The sequence below is a fragment of the Rhodobacteraceae bacterium LMO-JJ12 genome, from assembly GCA_021555075.1.
In the GTDB taxonomy this organism is placed as follows: domain Bacteria; phylum Pseudomonadota; class Alphaproteobacteria; order Rhodobacterales; family Rhodobacteraceae; genus JAKGBX01.
Genome location: JAKGBX010000004.1, coordinates 229,281 through 243,670, shown reverse-complemented (window position 1 = coordinate 243,670; position 14,390 = coordinate 229,281). Strand labels below are relative to the sequence as shown.

Genomic DNA, 14,390 nt, shown 5'->3' with positions numbered 1-14,390 from the left:
TGCTCGGGCTTTCGCACCCCCGGGCTAAAGCCAATGGCAATGCCTGCTGTGCAGCGCCCACCTTTGGGCGGGCGCTGCCTTTCTTACTATAAGACCTTACGCTTCAGCGTGTTCCCACGGGCGAGTGAACGCGCCGAGGACTTTACTGATGTCATCATCGCTTGCGCCGCCTGCTGTAACTTGCGCCACCAAACCGCGCTTCTTGTCGTCGACCACGGACGTTACGCGCGCGGCCGATCCGGCCTCTTCCAGTGCGGCGTTATAGACGCGGGTAATCGCGCGTTTGCGCAGATCAGGCTTGAACACCTTGCCGACGGCGGTTTTGGGAAGTTCATCCAATATTTCCACATGCTTAGGATAGGCCGCACGTTCATGGATGTGCTTTTTGGCGTGTTCGTTCAGTTCTTCTGTTGTAACGCTCGCTCCGCCGATCAGTTCGACATAGACGCAAGGCACCTCACCTGCGTGCGCGTCAGGCTGACCGATGGCACCGGCGAACGCCACCGCCTGATGCGCCAGAAGTGCATCTTCGATCTCGGCGGGGTCGATGTTGTGGCCACCGCGAATGATCAGATCCTTGGCACGACCGGTGATCCAGAGATAGCCATCCGGGTCGATCCGGCCCAGATCGCCTGTGCGCAAATACATCCGGTTGCCCATCTCGTGATAAAGCTCACGATTCTTGGCGTCTTCCGTGTAAGTGGCGCCATCGTTCACGCCGGGATTGCTGACGCAAATCTCGCCCACTTCGTCAGCGGCGCATTCCACCGGCCCCGCATCGCCATCATGACAGATACGAATGTCGGTATAAGGGAAAGGAATGCCAACCGAGCCGACTTTCTTTTCGCCATCGATCGGGTTGCAGGACACCAGACAGGTTGCCTCGGTCAGCCCGTAGCCTTCGATGATCTGAATGCCGGTAGATTTGGTAAACCGGTTGAACAGCTCAAGCGGCATTGGCGCGGAGCCGGAGAACGCATTGACCACGGTGGAGACATCGGCATCAACCGGTCTCTGCATCAGCGCCGAAACAGCGGTGGGCACGGTGATGATAAAGGTGATCTTCCAACGCTCGCAGAGCTTCCAGAAGTTATCGAACACGCCATCGCCGCGATAGCCTGCGGGGGTCGGGAAAACTACATGTGCGCCCGATTTGATCATCGCCATCAGGATCACATGGCACGCAAAGACGTGAAACAGCGGCAGCGGGCACATGATGTTGTCGCGCTCGGTATAGAGCAGTTCGTCGCCGATCCAACCGTTGTAGATGATCCCGGAATTCTTGTGCTGGGCGACTTTGGGCATGCCGGTGGTGCCGCCGGTGTGGAAATAGGCCGCGACGCGGTCTTCCTTGATGTCCTCAAAGGTCAGCGTCTTGGGCTGTTTGGCGATCTCGGCATTGAAGCGCAGAACGGTGGCGTGATGGTTGCTCTCCACCTTGGGGCGCACAAACGGCACGATCCAGCTTTTGGGTGGCGTCAGATAACGGTTGAGATCAACTGTCAGTATGGTGTGGACATTGGGCGCATGGCGCACCGCTTCGGCGGTTTTCTGGGCAATGTCGGTTTTGGGGAAAGCATGCAGCGTGACAACCACCTTGGCCCCGGTCTCGCGCAGGATCGCGCCGATCTGTTCAGGCTCAAGCAGCGGGTTGATCGGGTTGGCAATGCCCGCCACCATCGCGCCGATCAGCGCAACTGCGGTCTCAGTCGAGTTCGGCATCACCAGCGCGATCACATCATCCTTTTCCAGCTTGAGCGAGCGAAAGAGGTTGGCAGCCTGTGCCACCTTGTCGTGAAACTCCTGCCAGGTCAGCGTTTCGGCTTTGTCATCGGGGCCGGAGAGAAGCTGATAGCTTATCGCCGGGCGCTGACCAAACTTGTCAGTGGTGCGGCGCAGCATGTCATAAACCGTGACCGGCATATCGCGCTCTTCCCACGGCATTTCATTGGTGACGTCCAGACTGTCCTGTAGTGTGGCAAATGTCATGTATTTCCTCCCCTTTGGCCCTGTTATAGGCATTGTCCCTAAGCCGCGACGGCTTTTCCCTTGGCCGTATTCTGGAAGGCTTTGACCATATGCGCAAGGGTACTGGCAGGATGGTTTTACAGGCTTGCGTTACGTCAACATCTTGGTTGATGCCGTAAGCAGTTTTGACAGTCTCTCCGCGCAAAGCCTTGCCCCTGCGAGAGCGAGACCATAGGGCTGAACCGCAGAGACGCGACAGGGAGTTTTGAGCGATGAAACTGGCCAGTGCCACCTATCCGCTAAGCTGGTTGGAAAGCTGGCAAGCTTATGAGGACAAGATCAGCGCTTGGGTGGCCAAGGCCGCCGGAGATGGCGCCGATCTGCTGGTCTTTCCCGAGTATGGCGCAATGGAGTTGGCCGCGCTGGATGGGCCTGAGGCGGCAGGCTCGCCGCAGGGGTCGATTGATGCGGTCGCAGAATGGCTTGGGCCAGCGGTCAGGCTTTTTTCAGCACTGGCGGCGGAACACGGCGTGCATATCCTGTCGCCCTCGGCGCCGGTGCGCGAGGATCAACGCGTGGTGAACCGGGCCGGGTTGTTCACACCCGGCGGCGCGATCGGTTGGCAGGACAAGCAGATCATGACGCGGTGGGAACGCGACGATTGGCGTATCGCACCCGGCGGGCCGCTGAAGGTGTTTGAAACCGAACTTGGCAAGATCGCCGTCCTGATCTGCTATGATGGGGAATTTCCTTTGCTGGGCAAGGCGTTGGCCGATGCAGGGGCGGAATTGATCCTGATCCCGTCCTGCACCGAAGCGCGCGAAGGCTATGCAAGGGTGCGCATCGGGGCGCGGGCGCGCGCGATGGAGTTGCAATGTGTGACGGCGATGGCATCTCTGATTGGGGCCGAGCCACGGCTTTATGCGGTTGAGGAAAATACCGGTGCCGGCGGCATCTTTGGCCCACCGGACAAGGGCTTTCCGGCCGATGGCATTCTGGCTCAGGGCAAGCTTGACGAGGCGGGCTGGACCATGGCCGATGTCGATCTGGGCGCCCTCGCCCGGGTACGCAGCGATGGCAATGTGCTGCACCTTTCGCATTGGGCCGAACAGGTTGCGCGTGTCGCACAGGTTGCACACGTGCCGCTCCGCTAACAATGGCCCTTGAAAACCTTTAGAAAAGAGCGCATCTAGGCCGCGCCCGCATCCGGGCCCGCTTTTGCAGCGGCCCGCGCGGTTGCGGGAAGTATATCAAAGGAGAAACCATGGCCAAGGAAGAACTGCTCGAATTTCCAGGCGTCGTGAAGGAACTCCTGCCGAACGCGACATTCCTGGTCGAGCTGGAAAACGGCCATACGATCATCGCACACACGGCAGGCAAGATGCGCAAGAACCGCATCCGCGTTCTCGCAGGCGACAAGGTGCAGGTCGAGATGACGCCCTATGATCTGACCAAGGGTCGGATCAACTATCGCTTTAAATAAGCACGCGACGTCCGCGTTGCGACAGGTAAGCTCCGGTTTGCGGACAAGATGCGGACGCGTGAAAACGACATGAAACTCATTCTCGGATCGGGCAGCCCACGTCGCAAGGAATTGCTGGCGCAGATCGGCGTCATACCCGATGACATTCGTCCGCCCGAAATCGACGAAACCCCCGCAAAGGCAGAACTGCCCCGGCCCTATTGCGCGCGCATGGCGCGTGAAAAGGTTCTGGCGGTCAAGACCGAGGACGGGGATATTGTTCTGTGCGCCGATACCACCGTGGCAATGGGCCGCCGGATTCTTGGCAAGCCCGAGGATGAAGCAGAGGCGCGCGCCTTTCTGAGCGCCCTGTCGGGGCGGCGACACCGGGTGATCACGGCAGTCGCCGTGCGTCTTGGGACACGGATATGGGAGCGTGACGTGGTGACACATGTGAAGATGAAACGCCTGTCTGCGGCCGAGCTGGACGGCTATCTTGCCAGCAACGATTGGCGCGGCAAGGCCGGGGGCTATGGCATTCAGGGTCCGGCCGGGGCGCTGATCCCGTGGATTTCGGGCTCGTTCACCGCCGTGGTCGGCCTGCCGCTGGCAGAAACCGCCGGGCTGTTGCAGGGCGCGGGCTATCCGGTCTGGAGCGCGACATGAAGGGGCGCCAGATCATCCTCGATCATATCGGAGAGCGTGAAGCAGCCGCGCTTATGGTTGACGGGCGGCTCGACGATCTGCTGATCGACACGGAAACACCGCGCCCCGGCACGATTTATCGCGCAGTGGCAGAACGCCCGCTCAAGGGGCAAGGCGGGCTGATCGTCGCTACCCCCGATGGGCCGGGGTTTTTGCGCCAGGTGAAGGGAATTTCACCCGGACAGTCGCTTTTGGTGCAGGTGACGGGCCACGCCGAGCCGGGCAAAGCCCTGCCGGTGACGCAGAAAATCCTGTTCAAGAGCCGGTTTGCCATCGTCACCCCCGGCGCACCGGGGCTCAATATTTCACGCGCCATTCGCGACGATGACCGGCGCGACACGCTCATGGTCATCGCCCGTGAGGAAATGGCGAACAGTGCGTTCGGGCTGATCCTGCGGTCGGCCTGTCTGACCGGCGAAGACGATGAGATCGGCGAAGACATCGCCACCATGGCCGCGCTGGCCGAGCGGGTTCTGGGCGATGCTGAGGGTGCGCCCGAAATGCTGCTTGAGGGCGACGGCCCGCACGGGCTGGCCTGGCGCGACTGGTCCGAGCCCGCCGACGTGGTGACCGAACCGGGCGGCTTTGAGGCCTGCGGCGTGCTAGACGCGCTGGAGGCGTTGAGAACACCTCAAGCCCCCCTGCCCGGCGGTGGCTCGCTTTTTATCGAACCAACACGCGCTCTGGTGGCTGTGGATGTGAACACCGGCGCAGATACCTCGCTGGCGGCAGGGCTGAAGGCCAATCTTGCCTGCGCGCGCGAGTTGCCGCGCCAGTTGCGCCTGCGCGGGCTTGGCGGGCAGATCGTGATCGACCTGGCACCTATGCCCAAGAAGGATCGCCGCGTGTTCGAGGCGGCTCTGCGCAAGGGCCTGCGCGACGATGGCATCGACACCGTTCTGGCCGGGTATACGCCGCTGGGACATTATGAATTGCAACGCAAACGCGCCCGTCAGCCGCTGGATGAGCTGTTGTCATGAGTTGTCCGATCTGCGCCTCTGCGAGCGACCCCAAGTATCGCCCCTTCTGCTCGCGCCGCTGCGCCGATGCCGATCTGGCCAAGTGGCTGAACGGCGCTTATGCCCTGCCCTCGCAGGATCAGGATGATGTTGCTGACGCTTTGGAGGCCGCCGCTTTGTCCGCCCCTAAGGATCCGCCGAAACCGCATTGATTTTTTTACGCAATCCCTCTGGACAGTGCCCCCGCCCTCTTCTAGAACGCCAGCACCCAAAGCGGCCAGTCGACAAGACCAACCGCAGACCCGTGCCCGGGTAGCTCAGGGGTAGAGCAGTGGATTGAAAATCCTCGTGTCGGTGGTTCGATTCCGCCCCCGGGCACCATCGCTTCCCAACCGAGCCGCTGACAACTGCCAGATAGTGGGGCAAAAAGACCTTCGATATCTCCTATCAGTTCTATATCCAGGCCTTCTGGGTCGTCAGTTGGCTAGGTTACGACTGAAGTGGTCCCAGAAAATCGGACAGTTGGCCGAGGTGTATTCCTAACCTTTCGTGACAGACATGCACGCGTTCACACCACGGAAAATCCCGGATTAATACAGTAAGACCGCTATCTTCTTGAGCCAGCCGACTCTAAAGTCTGGCTATTATCCGCAGTTTTTTCTTTTCAGGCCATCGCCTGCACATTTCAGGAGGAGCGACAATGAAGCACAGCATTCTTTCCGCAGTTGCAGCATGTGCCCTGGCCACCACCGCCATGGCCGACACCCCGCAACCCATGCAACAGAACAATTCCAACGCCGTCTGGTTCGAGAACTGGACCGGACTCAGCAATGCGATCTGGACCATCGCCCAACCGGATGGGCAGATCATCACGATCCGCGCGAAAACAGGTACCCCGGTCTTTCAGCTGGCGGGGGGCAATGTGATCGATGGCATCTACCGCTACGAGCTGACGGCGGCCACGGAGGAGGAAGTGGAGATCAAGAGCCAGTTTGACAGCGGCCGCGAAGCCGCGCGCACCACCAGCTTCAAGCCGCTTCAGTTGTCAGGCCGCTTTCACGTTCAGCGTGGCGCGATCATGATACCCGAAATCATGCGGGAAAACGACGAAGGATAGTCCACCCTCCGCCCTGTACCGTTTCCTACCCATAAGCCGCCGGAGGGTGGATTCTCCGGGCCGCAAGTCGTTCAGGATAACGCGCCTGAGTTCGTTTTCGGGCGGCAAGACTACGCTTGATAGTTAAGCGCACCAATCACATTGGTCGAATAGCCCTGAGACAGAATGTGGCGCGGACCGGGGTACCCTGAGCGGTCGGCGGTCCTGCGCCGGAACGATCTAACGCTCGGATACCAGCGCCGCTTCGACCTGCACTAGCCGCGCCATCAGAGCCGCATTCTGAGCACGCAATGTCGCGACCTCGTCCAGCCGGGCTTCTTGCGCGAGCGTATACAGCGTCAATTCCTCGACCTTTTTCAAAAGACGCATCTGCATATCAGTCATATTGAGCCCCTCTGCATTGATCTGCGACGCCGAGGGGACATCCGGGAGGTGCGAATGTATGTCAATAAAGGCCTGAACCTCGCTCAGCGGCTTGAGATCGTAGTCTTTGGAAAAAACGTAATCGGGCACGTTGAGCTGCGTACCAGAAGAGGCGAAGTAGTTCCCCTCGATCGTCATGTCGCCCTGGGGCGTCAGCCGCATCTCAATGTCCGAGCCGCCGCCCGGTGCGGTGGTGATACGAAACTCTCCGCCCAAGTTCTGGAAGTTCCACTGCCGCCCCGTGTCGGAACCTGCGGTGATGGTAGTGTCCTCCAATGCAAAGAACACCTGACCCTGGTTGCGCAAGGTAAGCAGACCGCGGGGCGCGGTGGTTCCGCTGGTTTCTACCAGCAGGCCCGCGGGAGCGGTTGGATCGACCGGGGTGCCCAGGCCCGTACGTAACACGTGCAAGGGGGCATCAGGCGTATCAGTGCCGACACCGAGATCGCCACTGACCAGTGCATCACCTCTGACATCGAGCGGCGCCCGCACATCGACGCTTCCAAGCCCGTCGTTGGTATTGATACCGACCCCTGTGGGATTCACCACCAGCATCCCGTTCTCGACACCCGGGAACATCCGGAAAGGCAGTCTATTGTTGGGCGCGTCACGGATGATAAAATTGGTGGAGTTGCCCACAAGGTCCCACTCATAGCCGCCGTTTGCGGTCGTCTCGAGCCGAATCCATGAATCGAAGGTCTCGCGGATATGCAATGGCCCCTCCGGCAGCGCCGTGCCCAGTCCGACGTTACTGTTGCTGTCCACCCAAAGCGCACTGGTCGCTGCGCCTGCGGCTATACGGAACGGGTTGCTGTTGTTTGTAATGTCGCGGATCTGGAAGTATTCGTCGCCGCTCGCCGTCGGATCATTGATTGTGATTTCCCAATCGTTGGTGGGAAAGGGCGAATCGGAATCGTCCTCGAAAATCAACTGGACGGAGTCTTCCTTGAGGACGAGTGTTCTACCCGAGGCACTAGTGTAGTCGTTGCATTCAACACCAACACAGAGGAAACCGTCAATCGACCCGGTGCCAGAGTGAAATACTTCGGCTTGCAAGACGTTGGGAGAAAGAAGCGCGCCGGCGATGGTTGTAATGGCCAAGGATTTACTAAGTGTTTCGTGCATAATGTGCTTCCAATTTATGAGTGTATCCAAAAAATATAGTAATCATGCTCACTATACGACCCTAGCTTAGGGCTTTCTGGCTTGTAAAACAAATTTCAGAGATCTGGCGTAAAGCGGGGATCAGTCAGGCGCCTGTTTCGATTGGAAGAAGTGGTCTGGCAGGCTGTTGGCGGACGAGACATGTCGGCTGAAAACGCTGGCGATTGAAGGATCAGGCTGATTTAGCCACCTTCTCAGACGCAAACGCGAAGTTGGCCCAACATCCGAGGAATGCGAGCGTTTTTTCCAACGGCCAGAGGCCACAATTGTGCGCGCAATGAAAACCCAGATCACGACGCGCTTCGAATAAAGCCTCGCCCGGCATGCGGGAAGCCGTGTGAAAAACCGCATCTCCCAGCAGGGGGTATCAGAGAATACTCGGCCCTTCTTCGGGGTTCTGCGAAAACAGGGCGCGACACCACACCGTCGTCAACACTTCGGCGACTTGCTGCACGTCCGTGGCATAGCTGCGCAAATAGGGATTGTCCTTTACATATATCTCCCTGAGCACCTCATCTGCCATCCCGATGATGAACCGCACCGCCAGAACATTTGCGGATGAAATCAATTCGGACGGCGAAACCCCTTTGTGGCGCGCAAGATCCTTGAGAAGGATCTGAGCATAACGATGGTTCAGGAAATCCCGTGAATGGGACAGTTCGGGGCGATCGTGCATCAGAGATTCCTGCCCCGAAAGAATTCTCGCGTTTGTCTGATAGCACAACAAATAGAACAGGTTCATTGTATAGATTTTCTGGTAGGAGGATGTCCCCTTTTTCGAGCGCGGTCGTCTCGCGCGCATCAGCGCGAGATAGGCCCGCCTGACAGCCCAGGCCGCGTCGGACCTGTTCTTGAAGTGAAGATAGAAGGTTCCTCTTGCCAGTCCGGCGGATTTCACGATTTCTTCGATCGTGAGCTGCTCATACCCCACCTTTTCCATCTGCTCGGCAGTCGCGGCCAAAAGGGCCAATCTCGTGCGGTGCCGCTTGGGCGCATCCTGCGAGTTATCGGCGCGCTGCTTGAGAACGCTGGAGAGATGAAAAACACCGCTTGGCGCCCCGGAATGTGCGGTCTGATCGGAGTCCGACAATGCAGATTCCATACTGGATTTGCTGAGCTGCTTCATCGAACTTCCAGTCTAACCGGTTTGCAAACCTATCCTCAGGTTATCGGCTTTGGCAGGCAAAAGACCCGCCAAAGCCGGATTGGGATCAACATTTAATGCCAAAGACCATCTTTTGCATCCCATGAATTTTCAGATGGATTATCCGGGTCGGATGGAATCCTGTTCTTTTGGATTTTCCGGCTCGGGGTGCGCGGGAAATCCGTTACATAGGCGACATATCGCGGGATCTTGAAGGCCGCCAAGCGCTCCTTGCAATGGGCGATGATCTTCTCGGGCGAGACATCCGTTTTGCTCAGACCTTGCTTGAGGAGGATGTAGGCCTTTACCTCTTCGCGGCGGGTGTCGTCAGGCACGGCCACAACGGCGGCCTCCTCGATCTCGGGCAAGGTACAAAGCGCCGCCTCGACCTCTCTTGCGGCGATGTTTTCGCCTGCCCGTTTGATCATGTCCTTGGTGCGCCCGACGATATAGTAATAGCCGTCCTCATCCTGACGGAAGACATCCCCTGTGCGAAACCACTTGCCGCGGAACGACGTGGCGTTTGCTTCGGGGCGCTTGTAATATCCCATCAGGATCGAGCGGCCGGAAACCCAGAGTTCGCCGCTCTCCCCTTGTTTGACATCGTTTTCCTGCTCATCGACGATGCGCAATTCGCGAAACGGGCCGGGAAGTCCGCAGGTCGTTTCCAGAGATTTCGCTTCGGCACTCAGCGGGACAATCGTCGCAGATCCGATCTCTGTCATGCCATAGCCTTCGCGCGCGATCACATTGAAACGCTCTGCGATTTCTTTGCGGGCTTCCTTTCTCCAGCCATAGATGCTGACATATTTGAGATTGACCTTGTCATCCTGCGGCGACGGCGCGCGCGCCTTGAGCGCCGGTTCAGGGAAGATGCAGTAGTTGATGTCATATTCTTCAAGCCAGCCGTAAAATGACGACAGGCTGATCTTGCGTGCGACATAGGCTGTCGCCCCGATTTTCATGGTCATCAGGAACTGCCACATCGGGTCCATGTAAAAGAACGGCGCCCAGATGAGGGTGTTACGGATATTCCCGCCGGCGTTTCTGAATTGCGCCGCAAAATGACCGATCAGCACCCAATAGTCATGGGTCAGCATACAACCCTTGGGAAAACCCGTGGTGCCGGAGGTGTACTGAATGTTCAGCAGATCGCTGCGATAGACCGGCGTGGGGGGCAAAAACGGCAACGCGCCGCGCTCGCGCAGATCCGACCAGCTTGAGCGCCCTTCAACCGGGTCGCCGTGAATGATCACCTGCGCGCCCGAGATCAGCGGCAGCTTGTCCTCGATCGCCTCGAAATTCGCCAGCAGATCATGGTCGATGACAAGAAACTGCGAGTCGGAATCCGACAGGACGAAGTGAAGCTCCTCGCTGGTATACCCGGTGTTGACCGGGATCATGACGGCACCGATGCGCCCCAACGCGACCCAGGTAATCGGGAAGGCAGGCACGTTCGGCAGCATCATCGCCACATGGGTGCCTTTTCTGACCCCAAGCGCGGACAGGCTGGAAGCCATCCTGTCCGCCGCTTCATCCAGTTCGCGATAGGTGAGTGTCTGACCCTCGTCAAACCACACACCAAGTACCGCGTCCCCTTGGGCCTCGGCGCGCTCACGCACGAACGCCCCAAGGGTTTCGGGATAGTCGGCGCCCTCCAGAGTCTTGCGCAGGTCGCGCATTTCCTTAGAACCGGCATCCATTTCCATATCACTTCTCCTGTGATCGCTTTTCGAATTCACCGCGTGCCATTCAGTCTTGCCCACCCTTGTCGCCAAGCGGCGTTGCAGTCGTTCCCGGCTTGCTGAGGTACGCGGCTCTTTGAAGGCGGTAGAGATGCGCGGTCAGGGCCTGTGACTCGGCTTTCGGCAGATCGAGAGAGCGCTTGAAGACTTCCATCTCAACGCGCACGGCAATCGGGGGATGCGACGCAATCTTGGCGGCAACCTCCATTGCGCGGTCCATCAGGGCCTCGGGCTCCACGATCTCGTTGATCAGATCATGCTTGAGCGCATCCTCGGCGCTCAGCGGCTCGCCCGTCAGCAACATCCACATCGCCACAGCCGTCGGAAGATGGCGGCCAAGCTGGGTCGAGCCGGATGCGCCGCCCATGCCATAGGCGATCTCGGGAAGCCCCAGGCGACCGTTGGGAACAGAGATACGAATATCGGTGTGACACATCAGGTAAATCATCCCCATACCCATGGCCGGGCCATTGATGGCGCCAACGATGGGCTTGAAGCGGTCAATCATCTTGACTTCCCGTTCCCAACCCGGACGTTCGTCATAGTCATCGGTGCTGGACGGCCAGAAATGCGCATCGAGATTCTTTTCGAGCGAGCCATATCCCCATGGGTTCTTGATATCGTCCCCGCCACAGAATGCGCGCTCCCCTGCCCCGGTCAGGATGCCGACATTCACCGACGTATCCGAGAGGAAGCTTTTCAGGTGATCGTGGAATTCGCGATGCATCCGGGGCGTGAGGGCGTTGACCGGCGGGTTGTCGATGGTGAAAACCGCAATGTTCCCGTGCTTTTCATATTTCATGGTCATGATCCGATTATCCTTCGTTCTGGGTGTTGTGTTATTCTTGGTTAAGCTGGGCCGCTCGACGCCGCAGCTTCTCTGCCAGTGTCATTGCGATGGTCGTCACCACGATCAGAATGCTTGCGACCGCAGCTACGGTTGGGCTGAATTCCAGATGCAGATCTGCCCAGATTCGCATCGGTAGGGTTTGTTTGGCGCTCAACAGAAACTCGGCAATGATGAGTTCATCGAACGAGACAAAGAAGGCAAAGACAGCCGCCGCGACGATCGAGGGAAGCAGACTGGGGAAGGTCGCGGTAAAAAACGCCTTGACCGGCCCGGCGCCCAAGGTCCGCGCGGCGCGCTCCAGATTCTCGTCAATCTGGCGGATGGCCGACCCGACAATCAGATAGACAAACGGCATCGCAATCATCGAATGGGCGCCAACCAGCGCGACTTCACTATCCGTGAACCCCATCCTGACCGCGAGAATGAATATCCCCAGCGCGATGAAGATATGGGGAATGATGATCGGCGCAGTTATGAAATAGCTGACCACCACCTTGCCCCTCTGAACGCTCCGCGTCAGGGCAAGCACCGCCATGGTTCCGACAACCACCGACACCAGGCTTGAGAATATCGCAATCTTGAACGACAGCAGGGTCGCGGCGACCCAGGCCGAGTCATTCATATATGCGCGATACCAGCGCAGGCCGATGTTCTCGGGCGGGAAATTCAGGAAGTCGTTGTTGCTGAGCGACATTGGCACGATCAGGAAGATCGGAAAGATCAGGAACAGGACCACCAGACAGAAAATGACCAAAAGGACGACTCTTGAGGTTTTTGAAGCTACATTATCCATGATCGATCACACCATCCGCTTGATAAGTTGGCGCCCGAGAAGGCGAATGACGACAACCAGCACCAACGTTCCCACCAGCAAGAGCAGCCCCAGAGCCGACGCAAACCCCCAGTTCAGCCTTTCGACCTGAAATTCGATCAGGTTGCCGATCAGCTTGTCGCGCGGCCCGCCAACCAGGGCCGGAGTGATGAAGAATCCCATTGAGAGCATGAACACGATCAGCGCGCCGGTGATGGTGCCTTCGAAACTGAGCGGAAAGAACACCCGAAGCATGGCCTGGCGCGGCTTGGCGCCGAGAATTCTTGCGGCCCTGATAAGCCCCATGTCGATCTCGGTCATGCTGCTGTAGCAGGTGATGATCTGTATCGGCAGCAGGATTTGCACCATGGCAACAAAGACGGCCGTGGAGGTATAGAGCATCTGTGCCGGCGTCTCGATGAAACCCAGCCCCAGCAAGGCGGTATTTATCACGCCGTCACGGCCAAGCATGACCATCCAGGCGTAAGAGCGAATGAGAATGCTCATCCACATCGGCACGAAGATCAGGAATATCAAAAGCACCTGCGTCTTCTTGGGTTGCAGGTTTATGAAATAAGCAACCGGGTAGCCAATGATCGCAGTTGCCAAGGCCACCAACAGAGACAGCTTCACGGTTTTCCAGAAAACTGTCAGGTAAACGGATCTCTCATAAATCCGTTCGAAATGTTTCATGGTAAATTCCGGGTCCATCACGCTGGAACGGATGATGTCGAGGGACGGAACCAGAAAGAAGAATACGAGCAGCGCCATGGCAGGCCACAAGAACCAGGTGCGTCTGACAAATTTGTACATTTGGGCTACCCCGCTCGGCTAATGAACTCGGCTGAAGAAGATGACTGGCGCATTCGCCGCCAGAGATTGGGAAAAGGTGCCCGCATTATTCCAACGCGGGCACCTCGGGATGTTATTCGAGCATCCACTCGTCCCAGCGCTCGCGCAGCTCGTCGATGTTGTCCTTCCAGAACTCCTCGTTCGCTACGAACTGAACATTGGCGTTCGCCTCAAAGGTCGGCATCTGTTCGGCAAGCTCGGGAGGCAGCTTGTCGAACAGGCCCGGCGCAAAGTTCGGATAGGGCAGTTTCTGAAGATATTGCAGCTCCAGCTCGGGGCGCATCGTCCGCAGACGCACATAATCATAAGAGGCATCAAGATTTTTCGTGCCCTTGATTATCCCGACATAGGATGTGTGCAGCGCACCGCCATTCCAAACGATCTCGACTGGAATGCCACTGTCGCGAAGTGCTCCGACACGCCCGTTATAGGTGGTCGTGTAGTAGACTTCGTTATCCGAAAGAAGCTGGACAGATTGCGCGCCGGAATTCCACCAGACCTGGATACTTGGACGGATTTCATCCAGTTTTGCAAACGCCCGGTCGATGCCTTCTTCTGTCGCCAGAACGTCATAGATTTCACCCGATGGCACGCCATCGGCCAGCAACGCGAATTCAAGGTTGTATTCGGGGCGCGCGCGAAGCGACCGTGGGCCGGGGAACTTCTCAGTGTCCCAGAAATCCGCCCAGGAGGTCATTTTTGTCCCCTCCGGGGTCTTGTCGGTGCGCTGAACCAGAACGGTCGAATAGCTCGCCGCGACGACACCGTATTGACCGCGCGCAATCTCGGGCAGGGTGTTGTCCGGGTCCAGTTTGGAATAGTCGATTTCTTCCAGCAGGCCCTTGCTGACGGCGATGGGATAGTCGGAGGCAGAAATCTCGGACACGTCCCAGATCGGGTCGCCTGCGCGCACCATCGCTTCGATTTCCGCCATTCGTGTGGCTTCCGCTGCCACGTGGCTCATCTTGATGCCGCTCTCCTTCTCGAAGATCGGCATGAAAATTTCCTTGACGGCATCTCCGACAACGCCGCCCGATCCGCTCATTACGAACGTGTCATCGGCGGCCGAAACGGCATGAGCCGTAAATCCCAAAGCCAGCGCAGTGGTCAACGCAGAGGCTGTAGACAAGAATCCTTGAGGTCGCATAGTGGTCTCCCATTGGTTGATGAATTTTTTGCTTTTGGTTGCC

The 14,390-nt window shown here is 58.2% G+C and carries 14 protein-coding genes and 1 tRNA gene; 7 read left to right on the top strand and 8 right to left on the bottom strand.

Annotated elements, in window-relative coordinates:
- Nucleotides 1–96: 96 nt before the first annotated feature.
- A complete protein-coding gene (locus tag LZG00_19975; GenBank protein ID MCF3596268.1) occupies nt 97–1,989 on the bottom strand; it encodes an acyl-CoA synthetase in 1,893 nt (630 codons plus the stop codon).
- 251 nt (nt 1,990–2,240) lie between these two features.
- Here LZG00_19975 and LZG00_19970 point away from each other — a divergent pair, with 251 nt between their 5' ends.
- From LZG00_19970 to LZG00_19940, 7 genes are all read left to right on the top strand, one after another.
- Nucleotides 2,241–3,122, top strand: a complete 882-nt coding sequence (locus LZG00_19970) for a carbon-nitrogen hydrolase family protein (GenBank protein MCF3596267.1) — start codon at nt 2,241–2,243, stop codon at nt 3,120–3,122.
- Between the two features lie 110 nt (nt 3,123–3,232).
- Nucleotides 3,233–3,451 (top strand): translation initiation factor IF-1, encoded by a 219-nt coding sequence (gene infA / locus LZG00_19965; GenBank protein MCF3596266.1) that lies wholly within the window; start codon nt 3,233–3,235, stop codon nt 3,449–3,451.
- A 69-nt stretch (nt 3,452–3,520) separates the two neighbouring features.
- Nucleotides 3,521–4,096, top strand: coding sequence for a Maf family protein (locus tag LZG00_19960; GenBank protein ID MCF3596265.1), 576 nt, complete (start codon nt 3,521–3,523; stop codon nt 4,094–4,096).
- Nucleotides 4,093–5,115, top strand: a complete 1,023-nt coding sequence (locus LZG00_19955; protein MCF3596264.1) for a ribonuclease E/G — start codon at nt 4,093–4,095, stop codon at nt 5,113–5,115. The genes LZG00_19960 and LZG00_19955 overlap by 4 nt, the downstream gene beginning before the upstream one ends.
- Nucleotides 5,112–5,306 carry a DNA gyrase inhibitor YacG gene (gene yacG, locus LZG00_19950; GenBank protein ID MCF3596263.1) on the top strand — a complete coding sequence of 65 codons (195 nt, stop codon included), beginning with the start codon at nt 5,112–5,114 and terminating at the stop codon, nt 5,304–5,306. The genes LZG00_19955 and yacG overlap by 4 nt, the downstream gene beginning before the upstream one ends.
- A 94-nt stretch (nt 5,307–5,400) precedes the next feature.
- Nucleotides 5,401–5,475 (top strand) — tRNA-Phe (locus tag LZG00_19945).
- 319 nt (nt 5,476–5,794) lie between these two features.
- Nucleotides 5,795–6,211, top strand: coding sequence for a hypothetical protein (locus LZG00_19940; protein ID MCF3596262.1), 417 nt, complete (start codon nt 5,795–5,797; stop codon nt 6,209–6,211).
- A gap of 219 nt (nt 6,212–6,430) precedes the next feature.
- Here the strand turns inward: LZG00_19940 and LZG00_19935 are convergent, their stop codons facing one another.
- The 7 genes from LZG00_19935 to LZG00_19905 all read right to left on the bottom strand — a co-directional run bounded on the left by LZG00_19935 (nt 6,431) and on the right by LZG00_19905 (nt 14,347).
- Nucleotides 6,431–7,759, bottom strand: a complete 1,329-nt coding sequence (locus tag LZG00_19935; protein ID MCF3596261.1) for a hypothetical protein — start codon at nt 7,757–7,759, stop codon at nt 6,431–6,433.
- Between the two features lie 406 nt (nt 7,760–8,165).
- On the bottom strand, nt 8,166–8,924 hold the full coding sequence (locus tag LZG00_19930) for a TetR/AcrR family transcriptional regulator (GenBank protein ID MCF3596260.1): 759 nt from the start codon (nt 8,922–8,924) through the stop codon (nt 8,166–8,168).
- A 92-nt stretch (nt 8,925–9,016) separates the two neighbouring features.
- Nucleotides 9,017–10,651, bottom strand: coding sequence for an acyl--CoA ligase (locus tag LZG00_19925; GenBank protein ID MCF3596259.1), 1,635 nt, complete (start codon nt 10,649–10,651; stop codon nt 9,017–9,019).
- 43 nt (nt 10,652–10,694) lie between these two features.
- Entirely contained in the window at nt 10,695–11,495 is an 801-nt protein-coding gene (locus LZG00_19920; protein ID MCF3596258.1) for an enoyl-CoA hydratase/isomerase family protein, read from the bottom strand.
- A 31-nt stretch (nt 11,496–11,526) separates the two neighbouring features.
- The gene (locus LZG00_19915) at nt 11,527–12,291 is read right to left on the bottom strand and encodes an ABC transporter permease (GenBank protein MCF3596257.1); all 765 of its coding nucleotides are present in this window, start codon (nt 12,289–12,291) and stop codon (nt 11,527–11,529) included.
- Between the two features lie 45 nt (nt 12,292–12,336).
- Complete coding sequence (locus LZG00_19910) at nt 12,337–13,119, bottom strand: ABC transporter permease (GenBank protein MCF3596256.1); 783 nt, start codon at nt 13,117–13,119, stop codon at nt 12,337–12,339.
- Between the two features lie 154 nt (nt 13,120–13,273).
- Entirely contained in the window at nt 13,274–14,347 is a 1,074-nt protein-coding gene (locus LZG00_19905) for an ABC transporter substrate-binding protein (protein ID MCF3596255.1), read from the bottom strand.
- Between the last annotated feature and the right edge of the window lie 43 nt (nt 14,348–14,390).